Source organism: Microbacterium sp. NPDC080005, assembly GCF_040702445.1.
Lineage (GTDB): Bacteria > Actinomycetota > Actinomycetes > Actinomycetales > Microbacteriaceae > Microbacterium > Microbacterium oleivorans_D.
The window spans coordinates 897,306-914,301 of the sequence record NZ_JBFBLD010000002.1 but is presented as its reverse complement, the minus strand read 5'-3'; the positions used below and the strand labels follow the sequence as shown (position 1 = coordinate 914,301).

Below are 16,996 nucleotides of genomic sequence, written 5' to 3'. Positions count from 1 at the left end.
GGGGGTCGTGGCGGACGAGTGTCCACCACGACCCCGAGAGGGATGTCGCGGGCGGCAGGCCTATTCGGAGCCTGCCTGCTCCTCGAGATCGGCCAGCTTCGCGCGGAGCTTCTCGACGGGTACGTCGACCAGGACCGTCGTATCGGCGTTCTCCGCCACATTCGCCTCGGCGACGCGGTCGTCCGCGTAGACCTCCTTGAGGATCGCCCACGCCGGGTCGTCCTTGTTGTCGTCGCGGGTGGCAATTACGTTCACGTAGGGGAGGTTCTGCTCGGAGAGCGAGTCGTCGAGGAACAGTGCGTCATCGGTCGTGATGCCCTGGCTGGGGTCGAAGTACGAGGTGCCCACGACCACCGCCGCAAGGCTCGGGTCGTCGAACTGCTGCGCGATCGACGTGGCGGCGATCTCCACGAACTGGAGGTTCTTCGGGTTCCCGGTCACGTCGTCGGTCGAGGGGAAGTCGCCCTTGTCGTCCGAGAGCTCGATCAGGCCCGCTGCTTCGAGGATGTTCAGCGCGCGACCGCCGTTGGACGGGTCGTCCGGAATGGCGATCTTCGCGCCGTCGGGCACGTCCTCGACCGCGTCCAGGGAGGCCGAGAAGATGCCCCACTGCGTGATGAGGGTGGAGAAGACAGGAGTCAGGTCCTCGTTGTTCTCGGCGTTGAACGCGCTCAGGTAGAGGATGTGCTGGAAGGCGTTGGCGTCGACCGTACCGGCCGCGAGCTCGGTGTTCGGAAGCACCCAGTCCTGCACGTTGACCCATTCGATGTCGAGGCCCTTCTCGGCCGCGACCTCCTTGATCGTGTCCTGGAACGGGCTGTCCTCGGACACGGCCATCTTGACGCTGATGGGCTCCGCCGCAGCTGCGGGCTCACCGGCTGCGCCGGCAGCCGGAGCGCGGAACGCGGTGGTGGCGAACACGACGCCGCCCACGATGGCGGCGACGGCGACCACTCCGATGGCGACGGAGAGCACGACGCGAGTGCGCTTCTTCTCTCCGGCGACCGCCGTTCGGAGGTCGTTCTGTGGGTGCTGGGGCTGGTCGGACATGGTGCGGCGTTCCTTCGTGCGAGCTGTGGGTGTGTGGCTGAGACACATTCCTAACCCGCGGGGCACCGGCCCGTCCGGTGCGGGACGTTCCGTGACGAGCCGTTACCGCGTCTTACGCCAGAAGTTGAAGGTCCGCCGCCCTCGCCGCGATTCCCGACGGCAGGAAGAATGCTTCAGCGATAGTTTCGCTAGGGCGTCTAGCGAAATGAGGGTATCGTCGCCGGGGTGACCGAGCCGGAGAAGCCCCAGACGACGATCGCCGTCGACGGCGCCGTCTTCCGGCTCGCGGACGACACCGATGTGGACGAATTGGCGAGGAGTGTCGCCGCGGCTGCCAGATCCGGAGCGGAGTTCGTCACCTTTCAGACACCGGAAGCCGTCGACGTGCGGCTGCTCATCACCTCGATCAGCACGGTGAGTATCGCCACGCAGCAGACGGCCGCGAGCTGGGAGCCGATGCCGGCCACGCCGTGGGAATGGGAATGACCGAACGGCTCCCCCGAATGGCATGATGCACTCGTGGAAGAACGTCCTGCACCGGTGCCCGCGCGGTCGAAGGCCCTTCTGGAAGCATGGGTGAGGGAGTTCCTCGCAGAGAGCGCGGCGCACGGGGTGACGATCAAGGTCGCTGTTCAGGACGGCTCGGAGGGTCGTGACACAGGATTGGTCGTCGTCGATCTCGGCAATGGCGGCGCAGAGGTCTACATGCAGCCCGCCAGCCTCGACAACACGCGGTGGGAGACGACGCTCACCTCCCGCCCGGGCGATCTGACCCTGTCGCCGATGAAGTTGGCGGCGATCGCGGCGGAGGTGGCTGTCGCCAGCGACCTCTGCCTGTTCCTGCAGTTCAAGTCGCTCGAATGGGATCGGATGAGCGGCATGCACGTCGACGATGCGTAGAAGCGCGGCTGATGTGAGACGAAGTCAACCCCCTGCTGCGCGGGGCACCGTGTCGCCGAGCCTGCCGAGGTGGGACGCATAACGATCGGCAACGCATCAGTGAAACTCGAGGATCGGGTGATCGCTCACCTCGAACTGGTGATCGTCACGAAGCTGCGCCGGGGTGAGCCGTTCATCTTCACGTGGAGTCACGACGTGAGCCTCGGCGGCGGGCGCGAATCGAAGTGGGTGCACTCGGCTGCCGACATCGACTTCCGGTTCGACACCCGTGCGCGGACGACGATCAACCCGGCGTGGGTCGAGGCGCTGATGTCGTCGGCGAACTCCCCCACCGGGTTGCGGATCGTCCCCGAACCGGACCCTGCCGCGGAGGTCGACCCGATCGCCGCCGCCAGCTGGCCGACATCCACCATCTGACCCGGGTCGGACGCATGGTCCCCTCAGGCCGTCGGGGTCGCCTCGTTGTGCGCGACCGACCGCACCTCGAGGTACCCGCAGAGCTCGGCGGCGGTCCCGAGCTCCGCCACGAGAGCGGCCGTCTCCTCGGCGGTGAGGGCGACCTCGTCGAGCTGCGGCTCGAACACCACGCGCCAGCGTGGATCCTCGCCCATCGGCGGACGCACGTAGACGGTCGTCGACGCGTTCCGCAAGGGCACGACGACCAGCCCACCGTCGTCCCCCCACGAGTCGTCCTGGATGACGACCTTGATCAGGTCGCCGTCCTCGCGCGCGGACACGAAATCCTCGAGCCACTGCTGCAGGGTGGCGCGACTGCGGTACGGCATGTCTCCGTCTCTCCGTGGGCGACGGTACCGGTAGACCCGGCGGGGGAGGTCGCGCACTAGCGCGAGCGTAACACCCTCAGGTGACCTGATACCGGGAGTTTCCGGACTCAGTCCTTCAGCGTCTCGATGTCGATGACGAAGCGGTACCGCACGTCCGAATTCAGCACCCGCTCGTAGGCTTCGTTGACCTCGTCGACGCCGATCAGCTCGGTCTCGGGGACGATGCCGTGCTCGGCGCAGAAGTCGAGCATCTCCTGCGTCTCGGCGATCGACCCGATGCTCGATCCGGCGAACGACCGACGGTTGCCGAACAGGGTGAACACGCGCAGCGGCAGCGGCTCGGGCGGAGCACCGACGTTCACCATGGTGCCGTCCAGGCGCAGCATCCGCAGGTAGGAATCAAGCTTCAGCGGCGCACTCACCGTGTTGAGGATGAGGTCGAACGTGTTGGCCAGGGTGCGGAAGGTGGCGTCGTCGCCCGTGGCGAAGTAGTGAGCGGCGCCGAACCGGAGGCCGTCCTCCTGCTTCGACAGGGTCTGCGAGAGGACCGTCACCTCGGCGCCCAACGCGGCCGCGAGCTTCACACCCAGGTGCCCGAGCCCGCCCATGCCGACGACGGCGACCTTCGAGCCGGGCCCGACCTTCCAGTGCGCGAGCGGCGAGTACGTGGTGATGCCGGCGCACAGCAGCGGTGCGACCGACTCGTAGGGGAGACCCTCGGGGATGCGGAGCACGAAGTCCTGGTCGACGACGACGTGCGTCGAGTAGCCGCCCTGCGTGATCGTACCGTCCCGGTCGACCGAGGCGTACGTCTGCGTGTTGCCCTCCAGGCAGTAGTTCTCCATGCCGGCGCGGCAGTTCTCGCACTCGCGGCACGAGTTCACCATGCAGCCGACACCGACCCTGTCACCGACCGCGAAATCGGTCACCTCGCTCCCGACCTCGACGACGTCGCCCGCGATCTCGTGACCCACGACCTGCGGATACGTGATCGGACCCCAGTCGCCCCGGACGGTGTGGATGTCCGAATGGCAGATCCCGGCGTAGCGGATCGCGATGAGGATGTCACGCGGCCCGGTCTCGCGGCGCTCGATCGTCGTGCGGACGAGCGGATCGGTCGCGGAGGGGGCGGCGTACGCGGCGACGGTGGGCATGGATTCTCCTTGCTGCTCGACAGACGGATGCCGCGGGTCGAGGCATCCGTCCATTCACACGCTACGCGCGTCGCGATGCGGAATGTCCTCACGCGGAGGTCGTTGCATCAAGAGGCGCACCTCTCGCCGCGAAGGTCACGGTGACGCGCGCGAAGGAGGAATCCATGGCTCGGTTCGATGGGAAGACCGCTCTCGTCACGGGAGCAGGCAGCGGCATCGGCGCGGCGATCGCCCGGGAGCTCGCCGCAGAAGGCGCGTCGGTGGTCGTGACGGACATCAAGCAGGAGGCCGCCGAGGCGGTCGTGCGGCAGATCACGGATGCCGGGGGCGCGGCATCCGCTTTCGTGCAGAACACCGCGAAGTGGCAGGACGCCGAGGCGGCCGTGCACTTCGCCCAGGAGACCTACGGTGGTCTCCACCTCGCCGTGAACAACGCCGGCATCGGCGCCCCGCCGCAGAGCATCGGCGACTACGACGTCGAAGCCTGGGATCGCGTGCGCGCGGTGGATCTCGACGGCGTCTTCTATGGGCTGAAGTTCCAGCTGCCCGCCATCGTCGCTGCCGGCGGCGGGGCCGTCGTCAACATGGCGTCGGTCCTCGGCTCGGTCGGCATCGCCCAGAACGCGGCTTACGTGGCCAGCAAGCACGCCCTCGTCGGGCTGACGAAGGTCGCCGCGCTCGAGTACACCGCGCAGGGCGTCCGCACGAACGCGGTCGGTCCCGGCTTCATCGACACGCCCCTCGTGCGCGCGAGCCTCTCCGGAGATGCCCTCGCGGCGCTGGAGAAGGAGCACGCGGCGGGTCGCCTGGGAACGGATGCCGAGGTGGCGGCGCTCACGCTCTTCCTGCTGAGCGACGCGGCATCCTTCATCTCCGGCAGCTACCACCTCGTCGACGGCGGCTACTCCGCGCACTGACGCGACGCGGTCTCGTCCCCGGCGATGGGTATCGTCGAAGACGAGACCGCGCACCGACGCCGGGAGGCCCCGATGAAGACCCTGTCCCCCACACCCGTCATCCTCGGCGCCTCGCGCCTGGGTGAGCGGCCCGGCGCCGACGACCTGGCGGATGCCCTAATCAGCTCTCGGCTCGGCTATGTCGACACGAGCAACAACTACGCCGGCGGGCGCAGCGAGCAGGCCCTCGGCGACGCCGTCCGCCGCGCCGGCGGGCTGCCCGGCCACACGCGGATCTACTCGAAGGCCGACAGCGACCCGGAGACCGACGCGTTCGACGGCGAGCGGGTGAAGCGTTCGCTCGACGAGTCGCTGAGTCGGCTCGGACTCGACAGCCTTCCGCTCTATCAACTGCACGACCCTTACGGTCTGACCGTCGCCGAGGCCATGGGTCCGGGCGGCGCCGTTCCGGCCCTGATCGACCTGCGCGACCAGGGTGTCATCGGCGCGATCGGCATCGCCTCGGGTACCCTTGCGCAGGTCCGCGAGTACGTCGACACCGGCGCCTTCGACGTCGTCCTGTCCCACAACCGCTACACGCTCGTGACCCGCACCGCCGAACCCCTCTTCGAGGCCGCTCATGCGCTGGGCATGACCGTGCTCAACGCGGCGCCGTTCGGGGGCGGCACGCTCGCCAACGGCGACGGCTCGTTCGGCTATCGGCCGATGCCCGCCGACTTCGCCGCCCACGTCGAGAGGGTCCGCGACCTCGCCGACCTGCACGGTGTCGACCTCGCCGCTGCCGCGCTCCACTTCTCGCTGCGCAGCCCGCTCGTCGATGCGACCGTCGTGGGCATCACCTCGACCGCGCGGCTCGACGCCCTCGGTCCCCTCATCGACGCTGACGTCCCCGACGCGTTCTTCGAGGCGGTCGAGTCGCTCGGCACACCCCCGCCGGGCGTCGAGGACTGAACGCTCGCGTCAGGCGCGGCCGAATCCGTCGAGATCGGGGTCCCAGTAGGCCTCCGGCCCCTCGTCGTACACGCTGTCCCCCGAGCCGGCGTCTTCGCGGGGGAAGTGCGGGTGCCGGCGCAGTTGAGCGGCGGCGAACGAGAAGTCCGGCTCGGGACGATCCCAGTCCGTTGCGACCGAGAGCACGTCGTTGCCGACGCCGATGACGAGGGATGCCTCGCCGATCTCCCCGTTCTTCTCGAACACGATCGGGATCGTGACGGCATCGGCCCGGCCGAGTTCGGCGACGGCGGCCGTCAACGTGACGAGAGCCTCCGCGACGTCATCGGTCGTGACCACGGTCTCGCCGGCGTACGTGATGCATCTCATGCCTCCACTATGTGACGCGGGAACAGAATCCTGGGAATGCTTGCGTTCCCGCTCCCCGACGAGTACAGCGGATGCCGCGGTCAGGCCTGCACGGCGACCGGCTCGACACCGTCGACGGCATCGGTCATCTGCTGCAGGAAAGCGACGACGTGCTCCTGCTCCTCGGGACTCATCTTGACGGCCACGTCGTACATGAGCCCGTGCATGCGCCCGAGGGTCTCGCGGACCTCTTCGTTCGCGTGCGGCGTCGCCCGCACGAAGATGCTGCGCCGATCGGTCGGGTTCGCGATCCGCTGGACGCGTCCGGTCTTCTCGAGCCGGTCGAGCATCGTCGTGATCGACGCCGACGTGACCCCGAGGTACTTCACGAGCTCGGCGGGACGGGCGGAGTGGTCGGGCTGACGCAGAAGGTAGCGAAGCGCGAGAAGCTCGTTCTCACCCATCGCCATCGAGTCGCGGGTGCGGCGACGCATGGCGGCCTCGGCGGCACGATAGGTGCGCAGGGCCTCCAGGACACGACGTGCACGATCCCGCTCGCCGGGGGCCTCGTCATACCAGTAGCCGGCCTTGTCCTCGCCGTCCGCCACATTCACTCCCCGCTGGTCGCGCCGAAATACGGCCACGTCATCGAGAATAGGTGATGGGAGCGGGCGGACAGCCGCCAGTAGCCACGTGTCCCCGGATCCGCTACTCTCCCGCAACCGCGAGAGGGGAAGCCCATGCCGTTCCGAAGCAAAGAGACCCTCGAGCGCTGGGTCGACGAGTTCCACGCGGCTCGCGGCGCGGGCGAGCTCATCAAGGTCATCGTGCAGGACGGTTCGGACGGATCCGACACGGGACTGGTCATCGTGCCGCTCGAGAACGCCACCGTCACGATCTCCATGGAGCCGGTCGAGGTCGGTGCGGCTGCCTGGCGCGTCACCTTCGAGCCGCAGCCCGACACCACGGTCCTCAACAGCCACCAGCTGCACGGCATGGCCGTCGAACTCTCCGTCGCGGCGGAGCTCTGCGCCTACCTCGAAGCCCGCTCCGTGGGACACGAGGAGTCCGCCGGCGACTGAGCGGCGGCATCCGTTCTCACATCGTCCCTTCCGCCGAAGAGAGGAAGAGGTAACCAAAGCGGTCGATCCCGGTGCGATCGGGGGAAACACCGGCCCTTTAGCGTCGAGCCTCACACCCGGCTCCACGACTGAAAGGGATATGCGATGACGTACGTCAAGCCCACCGAGCTCGTCCAGACCGTGATCGACGCCGGTGCGTCGAAGGTCATGCTCTCCACCCGCGACACCCTCGTCCGGTCGATCATGGGCGGCGCGCTGCTCACCCTCGCGGCGGCCTTCGCCGTGACGGTCAGCGTCACCACCGGCATGCCGCTGCTCGGCGCCGTGCTGTTCCCGATCGGCTTCGTCATGCTCTACCTGCTCGGCTACGACCTGCTGACCGGCGTCTTCGTCCTCGCACCGCTCGCTTGGCTCGACAAGCGACCCGGGGTCACACTCGGCGGCATCCTCCGCAACTGGGGTCTGGTCTTCCTCGGTAACTTCATCGGCGCCTTCTCGATCGCCGTCCTCATGGCGATCGTCTTCACGAACGGCTTCTCGACGCCGCCCAACGAGGTCGGCCAGGCGATCGGCCACATCGGCGAGGGCCGCACGGTCGGCTACGCCGAGCACGGGGCGAACGGCATGCTCACTCTCTTCGTCCGGGCGGTCCTCTGCAACGCGATGGTCGCGACCGGTGTCGTCCTCGCGATGGTGTCGAAGGACGTCATCGGCAAGATCGTCGCGATGTGGATGCCGATCATGCTGTTCTTCTTCATGGGTTTCGAGCACTCCATCGTGAACATGTTCCTGTTCCCCTCGGGCCTGCTCCTCGGCGGCGACTTCACGATCGGCGACTACCTGATCTGGAACGAGATCCCGACGGTCATCGGCAACCTCGTCGGCGGCCTGCTCTTCGTCGGCATCCCGCTGTACGTCACCTACGGGCGCCCCGCCGCTCCCCGTCGAGTCCGTGCCTCCCGCCGCGAGGCGGCCGCTGCCCGCGCCGTCGCCGCGGACGCCTCCGTCCCCACCCGGTGATCGACGTGGCCCGCATCGTAAAGAGACCGCAACACGACGAGACCGCGCAGGCAACCTCGCCCGCATACGGTCGCGACATGAGCTCCACCCGCCCCACCTCGCCGCACGTCGTCGTGGTCGGGGCCGGGATGGTCGCCCATCGCTTCGTCGAGAGCCTCCTCAGCCGCACCGATGAACCGTGGCGGATCACCGTGATCGGCGAGGAGCCGCGGCATCCGTACGACCGGGTCGGCCTCACGTCCTTCTTCGCGGGCGCATCCGCCGACGACCTGGAACTGGACGCGGCGCCCCTCGGCGACGAGCGCGTGCGGTTCGTGCGCGGTGTCAGCGTCACCCGGATCGATCGCGGCCGGTCCGACGTCGTCACCGACCGCGGCGAGCGCATCGGCTACGACCGGCTCGTCCTCGCGACCGGCTCGTATGCCGCCCGGCTCGCGGTGGACGGGTACGACCACGACGGCTGCTTCGTCTACCGCACACTCGACGACGTCGAGGCGCTCGAGCGTTTCGTGCAGCGACGGTCGGCCGAGCTCGGCCGGCGCCTGGTCGGCACCGTCATCGGCGGCGGGCTGCTGGGCCTCGAGGCGGCGGGCGCCCTGCAGGGCCTCGACGTCGACTGCACGGTCGTGCAGTCCTCGGACCGCCTCATGTCGGCGCAGCTCGACCTCCCCGCGGGCGACGCGCTCCGCCGGCTCATAGAGGCGCGCGGGATCGCCGTGAAGACGTCGGCGCTCACGACGCGCCTCGACGCCGACCGAAGCGGGCAGGTCATGGGCCTCGAGTTCCGTGACGGATCGTGGGAGCGGACCGACGTCGTCGTCTTCACCGTCGGCGTTCGACCGCGCGACGAGCTCGCCCGCGCCGCGGGACTGGTCGTCGATCCGCGCGGCGGCGTCGTCATCGACTCCGGCTGCGACACCTCGGATCCGGCCGTCATGGCGATCGGCGAGGTCGCAAGTTTCGATGGTCAATGCGTCGGCCTCGTCGCGCCGGGGTACGCGATGGCCGAGGTGGCCGCGGCGCGGCTGCTGGGCTTCGAGGCATCCTTCAGCGGCTTCGATGTCTCGACCAAGCTCAAGCTCTCGGGGGTCGACGTCGCGAGCTTCGGAGACGCCTTCGCCGAGACTCCGGGGGCGCTGGACGTCGTCTACGCCGATCCGATCGCGGGCGTCTACAAGAAACTCGTCGTCTCGGACGACGCGAAGACCCTGCTCGGCGGCATCCTGGTCGGCGATGCCTCGGCCTACGGGTCGCTCCGCCCCCTCGTGGGCGGCGGCCTCGGCGGCGACCCCGTCGCCTACCTGATGCCGCAGGACGGTGTCGCCGCTCCGACGGGTGACCTGCCGGACGAGGCGCTCGTGTGCTCCTGCAACAGCGTCACGGCCGGCGGCATCCGCTCGGCCGTCCACGACGAGGGCTGCACGGACGTGAAGGCCATCAAGGCCTGCACGAAGGCGGGCGCGGCCTGCGGATCGTGCGTCGGCATGATCACCAAGCTGCTCGGCAGCGAGCTCGCGAAGACCGGCGCCGCGCTCAGCACCGCGCTGTGCGAGCACTTCCCGATGTCGCGGCGGCAGCTCTTCGACGCGGTGCGCGTGTCGGGGCTGTCGACCTTCAGCGCCGTCATCGAGCGGTTCGGCACCGGCCGCGGCTGTGACATCTGCAAGCCCGTTCTCGCCAGCATCCTGTCCACCCTCACCGGCCGGCACGTGCTCGACGGCGAGAACGCGACGCTGCAGGACACGAACGACCACGTCATGGCGAACATGCAGAAGGACGGCAGCTACTCCGTCGTCCCCCGCATCCCGGGCGGTGAGATCACACCCGAAGGACTGCTCGTGATCGGTCAGGTCGCCCAGGACTTCGGGCTCTACACGAAGATCACCGGCGGACAGCGCATCGACATGTTCGGCGCACGCCTCGAGCAGCTGCCGGAGATCTGGAAGCGCCTCGTCGACGCGGGATTCGAGTCGGGCCACGCCTACGGCAAATCGCTGCGGACCGTGAAGTCCTGCGTCGGCTCGACCTGGTGCCGCTACGGCGTGCAGGATTCGGTCGGCATGGCGGTGCAGCTCGAGCTGCGCTACCGCGGCCTGCGGTCGCCGCACAAGATCAAGCTCGGCGTCTCGGGCTGCGCCCGCGAGTGCGCCGAGGCGCGCGGCAAGGACGTCGGCGTCATCGCGACCGAGGCGGGCTGGAACATGTACGTCGGCGGCAACGGCGGCTTCACGCCGCGCCACGCGGTGCTCCTGGCGGAAGGACTCGACGACGCAGGGCTCTTGCAGGCGATCGACCGGTTCCTCATGTACTACGTGTTCACCGCCGACCGCCTGCAGCGCACGGCGCCCTGGTTCGAGGATCTCGAGGGCGGGATCGACGAGCTGCGCCGCGTGATCTTCGACGACTCGCTGGGGATCTGCGCCGACCTCGATGCCGCGATGGCCCGCCACCTCGACAACTACGAAGACGAGTGGAAAGCGACCCTCGAGGACCCCGAGAAGCTCCGCCGCTTCGCCTCGTTCGTCAACGCACCCACGACTCCCGACCCGTCGCTCGCCTACACGGTGGAACGGGGCCAGGCACGTCCCGCGACGGCCGAGGAGCGCGGCGACGGGCGCGTCCTCATCGCCGGGACCACCCTGGAGGTGCGGCGATGACGATGATCGCGCACGAGACGGATGCCGCGGTGCCGATCGGCTGGACGGCGATCTGCGCGGTCGCCGACCTCGAGGTCGAACGCGGACGTGCCGCGCTGCTCGGCGACGACCAGATCGCCCTGTTCGTGACGCACGCCGGACGCGTGCACGCGGTGCAGAACCTCGACCCGTACAGCGGGGCGAACGTGATCTCGCGAGGGATCGTCGGCACCCGAGGCGAGGTTCCGACCGTCGCGTCGCCGATGTTCAAGCAGGTCTTCGACCTGCGCACGGGCGTCTGCCTCGAGACGCAGGGCAAGGACCCGAAGACCCTGCGGGTGTGGCCCGCCGCCGTCGAGGGCGGGGTCGTCTACGTCCGCGAGGAGCAGCGATGACCACGATGCTGGGGCTCTCCCTCACCGGGCGCCGTGTCGTCTTCGTCGGCGGCGGTGCGGTCGCGGGACGACGCGTCGAGCGCTTCCTGAACGAGGGCGCGCTCGTGACGGTCGTCGCCCCGGCGCTCGGCGACCGGCTGCGCGACCTCGTCGACGCGGCACGCGTGACCTGGGTCGCCCGTCCCGTCCGCGCGGACGATGTGGCGGATGCCTGGCTCGTCCACGCGGCGACGGGCGACGCATCGGTCGACGCGGCGGTCGCGTCGTGGTGCGAGGCGGTCCGCGTCTTCTGCGTGAACGCCTCCGACGGCGCGCACGGATCGGCACGCCTGACCGCCGAGACCCGCTCGGGCGATGTGCTCGTCGCAGTCGCCTCCGATGCCGGGGTCGACCCGCGCCGTTCCGCACGTCTGCGCGACGCGATCGCGGCGGCGCTGCGCGACGGGATGCTGCCGCTGCGCCGCCGCCGCAGGGCGGCGGGGCGGGTCGACCTGGTGGGCGGAGGCCCCGGGCCGGCCGACCTCATGACGGTGCGCGGGCGCCGCCTGCTCGCCGAGGCCGACGTGGTGGTCGCCGATCGGCTCGGACCGACCGACGTGCTGGCGGAACTCGACCCCGACGTCGAGATCATCGACGTCGGCAAGGCTCCCGGCCACCACCCCGTGCCGCAGGAGGAGATCAACGCGATCCTCGTCGCACAGGCGAAGGCCGGCAGACGGGTCGTCCGACTCAAGGGCGGCGACCCGTTCGTCTACGGTCGCGGCGGCGAGGAGGTCGCCGCGTGCCTCGCGGCGGGAGTCCCCGTCGAGGTGGTGCCCGGGCTGACGAGCGTCGTCTCGGTGCCGCAAGCGGCCGGCATCCCCGTCACCCACCGCGGCACCGCTGCGGGGCTGCACGTCACGATGGGCCAGGGTCCGGTGTCGGCCGCGACCCGCGCCGCCCTCGCCGACGACACCGTCACCACCGTCGTGCTGATGGGGGTCGCCGCGCTGCCGAAGCTGGTCGCCGCAGCCATCGCCGCCGGCGCTCCCGCACATCGACCCGTCGCGATCGTCGAGCGGGGTCACACCCCCACCCAGCGGACCACCCGCACGACACTGGCATCCGCGGTGACGGATGCCGCGGCTGCCGGCGTGAGCAATCCGGCCGTCATCGTGATCGGCGACGTCGCCGCCGCGGGCCTGCTCCTTCCGGACGCCGCCGCGGTCTCGACGGGCGGAGGTGACCCCGCCCGGTGACCGCGCCCCGTCCCGCCCTCTCCGCCGCGCTCGGCGGCTGCACGATCGTCATCGCCGTCGATCGTCGGTCGGCCGAGCTCGCGTCGGCACTGGAGCGGCACGGAGCGACCGTCCGCCACGCCCCGGCCCTGACGATCGTGTCGCACATCGACGACGAAGCTCTCATCGCGGCGACGCAGGCGCTCATCGACAGCCCGCCGGACGTCGTCGTCGCGACGACCGGAGTCGGGTTCCGCGGATGGATGGAGGCGGCCGACGAGGCGGGCCTGCAGGGTGACCTCCATGCCGCTTTGGACGATGCGCAGATCGTCGCCCGTGGCCCGAAGGCCCGCGGCGCGATCCAGCAGGCGGGGCTGACCGCGGACTGGGTCGCCGAGTCCGAGACCTCGGAGGAGCTCGGCGCCTTCCTGCTCGCCGAAGGAGTCGAGGGGCGCCGAGTGGCCGTGCAGCACCACGGCTCGGGCGCGGACGGTCTCGATGAGCTCTTCACCGCGGCAGGTGCCGATGTCGTCAGCCTCACCGTCTATCGCTGGGGTCCGCCGCCCGACGCCGCAGCGGTGGCCCGGTCGGTCGTCCAGACGGCGCAGGGCGAGGTCGATGCCGTCCTGTTCACCTCCGCGCCCGGTGCCGCCGAGTGGATCGAGACGGCGCGCCGCGAGGGGGTGCTGGACGCGATCGTGGCGCGAACCGGCGACGGCACCGTCCTCCTCGCGGCGGTCGGTCCGATCACGGCCGGCCCGCTCGTCGCCGCCGGTGCCGCGCCCCTCGTCGCCGAGCGCGGACGCCTCGGCTCCCTGGTCCGCGCCGTCGTCACCCACTTCGGTGGCGGGGGCGCACCCTCGGTCGCGACACCCGCCGGACGACTCGAACTGCGTAGCGGCGCCGCCGTCCTCTCCGGCGACGTCATCCCGTTGTCGCGCACGTCCGCCGCGATCCTGGCGATGCTGTTCGCGGCGCGTGGCGGTGTCGTCAGCCGGGCCGAACTCGCCGCCGCCCTGCCCCGCTCGGGCGCGGACAACGCCCATGCCGTCGACGTGGCCATCGCACGCACACGCGAAGCCCTCGGCATCCCGACCCTCATCCGCACCGTCGTCAAGCGCGGCTACCGTCTCGACGTCCTCGCCCCGGAAGGAACACCGTGACGCCCGTCCTCATCGCCTGCTCGCACGGGACCAGCTCGCACGCCGGCCGCGCCGCGATCTCCGCTCTCGTCGAGAAGGTGCGCCTGCTCCTGCCGCACGTGGCGGTGGAGGAAGCCTTCGTCGACGTGCAGCAGCCCGAGATCGACGACGTCGTCCGTGCGAGCGCACCGCGCCTCGCCGTCGTGGTGCCGCTCCTGCTGTCGACCGGGTTCCACACGAAGGTCGACATCGCGCGCGCGGTGACGGATGCCGGAGCCCGTGCTGCCGCCACGGCGCCGCTCGGCCCGCATCCGCTTCTCGCCGATCTCCTCGCCGCGCGACTGCACGAGGCGGGACTGGCAGCAGGCGACGCGGTGGTGCTCGCAGCGGCCGGATCGACCGACCCGGCGGCATCCGTCGACGTCGCCGCCATCGCCGACCTGCTGCGGGAGCGCGTCGAGCACCCTGTGTCGGTGGGCTACGCGGCGGGCGCCGGCACCCGGATCGATGCCGCCGTCGCCGCGGCGCGGGATGCCGGTGCGACCCGCGTCGTGGCCGCGAGCTACGTCCTCGCGCCCGGCTTCTTCGCCGACGTCATCGCGCGTGCCGGCGCCGACGTGGTCACCGCCCCGCTCGCCCCCGACGCCCTCGTCGCGGAGGTCGTCGTGGAGCGCTACCTGTCTGCCGCGGGAGCCCTCCGCCGCGCCGCCTGACGGGTCCGACCGCGCGTCCGCGCCTCTCGCGAAAGCGCCCCTCCGTGCCGAGGGCGCGCCCACGGCACAGTCGCGAACCGGCGCGCTCGGCAGCAACGCACGCTCTCGCGGGGGCGCCGCGCTCAGCCGACGGGCTCGGCTACGTCGCGTGCGCGACGGCCCGCGGCGCGGACAGCGCCGATCGACGCGATGATCACGAGCGCGATGCCCGCGACCTCGAGTACGGACAGGTGCTGACCGAGCAGCAGGAAACCCGCAAGCGATGCGGTCGCGGGGGCGAGCGCCATGAGGATCGAGAACGCCGCAGCCGGCAGGCGCCGCAGCGCGATGAGTTCCAGCGCGTACGGGATGGTCGACGACAGGACCGCGACGGCGGCGCCGAGCGCGACCAGATCCAGCCGCAGCAGGGACCCTCCGGCGTCCGCGATCCCGAAAGGCAGCGAGAGGACGGCGCCGACCGCCATCGCGAGCGCGAGACCGTCGAGTTTCGGGATGGCGGCGCCCACCTTGGCGGAGGCCAGGATGTAGAACGCCCAGCTGACCGCCGCACCGAGGGCGAAGACGACACCCAGGGGATCGAGGCGGTCGAAGCCGCCCCCGCCGAGCGCGAGGACCCCGACGAGCGCGAGACCCGCCCACAGCCACGCGGACGCGCGACGACTGGCGATGATCGACAGGGCGAGGGGCCCCAGGATCTCGATCGTCACGGTGACCCCGAGCGCGAGCCGTTCGAGCGCGAGGTAGAAGAACCCGTTCATGACGGCGAGCGCGAGACCGAGCTGCACGACCGCGATCCAGGCGCTCCGGGAGTGTCCGCGGAGGGACGGACGCGCGATCAGGCAGAGGATCATCGCCGAGAACACCAGTCGCAGCATCACCATGCCGAGCGGACCGACTTGCGGGAACAGGAGGACCGCGACAGAGGCACCGACCTCCTGGCAGCACAGGCCCACGACCACCAGGACGACGGCGGTCGTGGGAGCGCTGCGAGTGGTCACTCCCCGCAGATGGCGTAGCCGGCGAGCTCCTCGCCCAGGCTCTCGACCGTCCACGGCAGGCCCGTCTCGGGAGCCGTGCGGCCATCGGCGGCGGGCGCCTTCGAGGCCAGGGCCGCGAGCTGCCACGCCAGCAGGCGGGCGACGTTGGACGAGGCACGGGAGTCGTTGAGCACGACGACGACCGACACCCCCGTCTCACGATCGGCGAAGGCCGCGACCATGTAGCCCGGAAGGGAGCCGTACTGCCCGACGAGGCTGTCGCCCTGATACGTGCCGCCCTTCGCCGCGAACCAGGTCGGCTGCGAGTCGGCGACCGGGCGCGCGTCCGCGAGGCGCTGCTCGACGTCGTAGGGGCGGGCGCCGACGGCCAGCGCGCGGACGTAGGTCGAGAGGTCTGCGACGGTCGACACGGCACCGGCCGCGGCCGCGCCCACACTCGAGGTGAGGTCGGTCATGTCGGTCGGGGCGCTGCAGTCGGCCTTGCCGTCCTCGCCGGACGCGAGGTAGGACCCCTTCAGGCGGTCGCCGCCACCGACGCCGATCGGCAGGGCGCTCGAGCTCATCCCGAGAGGCTGGAAGACGTACTCGTCGAAGAGCTCGTTCAGCGGAGTGTTCGCGGCGCGCTCGAGCACGACGCCGAGCAGCACATAGCCCGTGTCCGACTCCGCGAAACGCGCACCGGGCTCGAACACGCGCGGCTGACCGAGACCGTAGGCGATGAGCTCGCGAGGGTTCCAGGTGCGCTCGGGCGTGGCCAGGACCCGGTCGAAGATCGCACCGAGGTAGCCGTGCAGACCGCTCGTGCTGTCGCACAGCTCGCCGAGCGTGATGTCGCTCTCGCCCGGGTACGAGTCGAGGTACTCGGTGATGCTGTCGTCGAGGGCGACGGTGCCCTTGTCGACGAGGGCGTAGAGCACGTCGCAGGTCATCGCGCGCGTGACGTTGACGGCCTTGAAGGTCATGGCGGGGTCCACTGCGGGTCCGCCCGCGCCCGATGTGCCGACGCCCGCCACCCATTCACCCGACCAGGGCACCGAGACCGAGACGATCGCCCCGCTCGCGCCGACGGCGGTCATCGCCGTCTCGGTGAGAGCCTGCATCTGATCGGTCAGATCCGCCGGAAGCGCCCGGTCGACCTGGTCCACGCCGATGTCGATGCGCTCCGGCTCCGGTGCGCACGCGCCGAGACCGATCGCGAGACCGAGCGCCGTCACCGCTGCGACCACTCGCCTCGACACTCGTCCTGCCACGCGCAGATCACCCCCGTTTTTCCCGTCCCATGATTACAGCACACCCGCCGACCGCGGCCGTCGCGCCCGGGCGCGCCCTCCTAGGCTGTGCGCATGACCGCCGTCTTCGACGACTCCGTGCTGCAGGCCGTTCTCCGGCACATGAACTCCGACCACACCGGGGACAACGTGCTCATCGCCCGGGCGTTCTCGCCGATCCCCGACGTCATCGCCGCGACGATGACGACCTTCGACGGCGAAGCTGGCCAGTGGCACGTCGTCACGGCGGAGGGGGGCGAGGAGGTCATCCGCATCCCATGGCCCGGTGGCACCATCACCGAGCGTGCCGAGGTGCGTCGCGAGATCGTCGCGCTCTACGACGCGGCCTGCGCACGGCTCGGCGTCGAGCCACGCCCACACTCCTGAATGCTTCGACCTTCAGGTTAGCTGAGCCTTACT

The 16,996-nt window shown here is 70.4% G+C and carries 20 protein-coding genes; 13 read left to right on the top strand and 7 right to left on the bottom strand.

Annotation, left to right across the window (positions count from 1 at the left end):
• Positions 1-60: 60 nt before the first annotated feature.
• The gene (locus AB0259_RS11270) at positions 61-1,050 is read right to left on the bottom strand and encodes a MetQ/NlpA family ABC transporter substrate-binding protein (protein WP_366221651.1); all 990 of its coding nucleotides are present in this window, start codon (positions 1,048-1,050) and stop codon (positions 61-63) included.
• A gap of 225 nt (positions 1,051-1,275) precedes the next feature.
• Between AB0259_RS11270 and AB0259_RS11265 the strand changes: the two genes are divergently transcribed.
• From AB0259_RS11265 to AB0259_RS11255, 3 genes are all read left to right on the top strand, one after another.
• Positions 1,276-1,536: a hypothetical protein gene (locus tag AB0259_RS11265; protein ID WP_251583442.1), complete on the top strand. Its 261-nt coding sequence runs from the start codon at positions 1,276-1,278 to the stop codon at positions 1,534-1,536.
• Between the two features lie 33 nt (positions 1,537-1,569).
• Positions 1,570-1,950 (top strand): hypothetical protein, encoded by a 381-nt coding sequence (locus AB0259_RS11260; protein WP_251583448.1) that lies wholly within the window; start codon positions 1,570-1,572, stop codon positions 1,948-1,950.
• 69 nt (positions 1,951-2,019) lie between these two features.
• The gene (locus AB0259_RS11255; RefSeq protein WP_251583450.1) at positions 2,020-2,367 is read left to right on the top strand and encodes a hypothetical protein; all 348 of its coding nucleotides are present in this window, start codon (positions 2,020-2,022) and stop codon (positions 2,365-2,367) included.
• A 23-nt stretch (positions 2,368-2,390) separates the two neighbouring features.
• Here AB0259_RS11255 and AB0259_RS11250 read toward each other — a convergent pair whose 3' ends face one another.
• Positions 2,391-2,735 (bottom strand): hypothetical protein, encoded by a 345-nt coding sequence (locus tag AB0259_RS11250; protein WP_366221654.1) that lies wholly within the window; start codon positions 2,733-2,735, stop codon positions 2,391-2,393.
• 107 nt (positions 2,736-2,842) lie between these two features.
• Entirely contained in the window at positions 2,843-3,889 is a 1,047-nt protein-coding gene (locus AB0259_RS11245) for an NAD(P)-dependent alcohol dehydrogenase (RefSeq protein WP_366221656.1), read from the bottom strand.
• 164 nt (positions 3,890-4,053) lie between these two features.
• On the opposite strand from AB0259_RS11245, the gene AB0259_RS11240 reads away from it, so the two are divergent.
• Together AB0259_RS11240 and AB0259_RS11235 are read left to right on the top strand one after the other, a co-directional pair.
• Positions 4,054-4,806 (top strand): SDR family NAD(P)-dependent oxidoreductase, encoded by a 753-nt coding sequence (locus AB0259_RS11240; RefSeq protein ID WP_251583456.1) that lies wholly within the window; start codon positions 4,054-4,056, stop codon positions 4,804-4,806.
• A 72-nt stretch (positions 4,807-4,878) separates the two neighbouring features.
• Positions 4,879-5,757, top strand: coding sequence for an aldo/keto reductase (locus AB0259_RS11235; RefSeq protein ID WP_366221659.1), 879 nt, complete (start codon positions 4,879-4,881; stop codon positions 5,755-5,757).
• A gap of 9 nt (positions 5,758-5,766) precedes the next feature.
• On the opposite strand, the gene AB0259_RS11230 is transcribed toward AB0259_RS11235, so the two are convergent.
• Positions 5,767-6,126, bottom strand: a complete 360-nt coding sequence (locus tag AB0259_RS11230; RefSeq protein ID WP_251583465.1) for a hypothetical protein — start codon at positions 6,124-6,126, stop codon at positions 5,767-5,769.
• 80 nt (positions 6,127-6,206) lie between these two features.
• Entirely contained in the window at positions 6,207-6,749 is a 543-nt protein-coding gene (locus tag AB0259_RS11225; protein WP_251583467.1) for a MarR family transcriptional regulator, read from the bottom strand.
• A 96-nt stretch (positions 6,750-6,845) separates the two neighbouring features.
• Here AB0259_RS11225 and AB0259_RS11220 point away from each other — a divergent pair, with 96 nt between their 5' ends.
• From AB0259_RS11220 to AB0259_RS11190, 7 genes are all read left to right on the top strand, one after another.
• Positions 6,846-7,187 carry a hypothetical protein gene (locus AB0259_RS11220; RefSeq protein WP_366221662.1) on the top strand — a complete coding sequence of 114 codons (342 nt, stop codon included), beginning with the start codon at positions 6,846-6,848 and terminating at the stop codon, positions 7,185-7,187.
• 144 nt (positions 7,188-7,331) lie between these two features.
• Positions 7,332-8,207: a formate/nitrite transporter family protein gene (locus AB0259_RS11215; protein WP_251583469.1), complete on the top strand. Its 876-nt coding sequence runs from the start codon at positions 7,332-7,334 to the stop codon at positions 8,205-8,207.
• A gap of 77 nt (positions 8,208-8,284) precedes the next feature.
• Positions 8,285-10,864, top strand: coding sequence for a nitrite reductase large subunit NirB (nirB, locus tag AB0259_RS11210; protein ID WP_366221664.1), 2,580 nt, complete (start codon positions 8,285-8,287; stop codon positions 10,862-10,864).
• On the top strand, positions 10,861-11,238 hold the full coding sequence (gene nirD, locus AB0259_RS11205) for a nitrite reductase small subunit NirD (RefSeq protein ID WP_366221666.1): 378 nt from the start codon (positions 10,861-10,863) through the stop codon (positions 11,236-11,238). The genes nirB and nirD overlap by 4 nt, the downstream gene beginning before the upstream one ends.
• The gene (gene cobA, locus AB0259_RS11200) at positions 11,235-12,476 is read left to right on the top strand and encodes a uroporphyrinogen-III C-methyltransferase (RefSeq protein WP_251583472.1); all 1,242 of its coding nucleotides are present in this window, start codon (positions 11,235-11,237) and stop codon (positions 12,474-12,476) included. The genes nirD and cobA overlap by 4 nt, the downstream gene beginning before the upstream one ends.
• A complete protein-coding gene (locus AB0259_RS11195) occupies positions 12,473-13,618 on the top strand; it encodes a uroporphyrinogen-III synthase (RefSeq protein WP_366221669.1) in 1,146 nt (381 codons plus the stop codon). Before cobA ends, AB0259_RS11195 begins: the two co-directional genes overlap by 4 nt.
• Positions 13,615-14,310 carry a CbiX/SirB N-terminal domain-containing protein gene (locus tag AB0259_RS11190; RefSeq protein WP_251583478.1) on the top strand — a complete coding sequence of 232 codons (696 nt, stop codon included), beginning with the start codon at positions 13,615-13,617 and terminating at the stop codon, positions 14,308-14,310. The genes AB0259_RS11195 and AB0259_RS11190 overlap by 4 nt, the downstream gene beginning before the upstream one ends.
• A gap of 122 nt (positions 14,311-14,432) precedes the next feature.
• Here AB0259_RS11190 and AB0259_RS11185 read toward each other — a convergent pair whose 3' ends face one another.
• Positions 14,433-15,308 (bottom strand): EamA family transporter, encoded by an 876-nt coding sequence (locus tag AB0259_RS11185; protein WP_366221671.1) that lies wholly within the window; start codon positions 15,306-15,308, stop codon positions 14,433-14,435.
• The gene (locus tag AB0259_RS11180) at positions 15,305-16,558 is read right to left on the bottom strand and encodes a serine hydrolase domain-containing protein (RefSeq protein WP_366221673.1); all 1,254 of its coding nucleotides are present in this window, start codon (positions 16,556-16,558) and stop codon (positions 15,305-15,307) included. The genes AB0259_RS11185 and AB0259_RS11180 overlap by 4 nt, the downstream gene beginning before the upstream one ends.
• A 93-nt stretch (positions 16,559-16,651) precedes the next feature.
• On the opposite strand from AB0259_RS11180, the gene AB0259_RS11175 reads away from it, so the two are divergent.
• Complete coding sequence (locus AB0259_RS11175; RefSeq protein ID WP_366221675.1) at positions 16,652-16,963, top strand: DUF2470 domain-containing protein; 312 nt, start codon at positions 16,652-16,654, stop codon at positions 16,961-16,963.
• Positions 16,964-16,996: the final 33 nt, after the last annotated feature.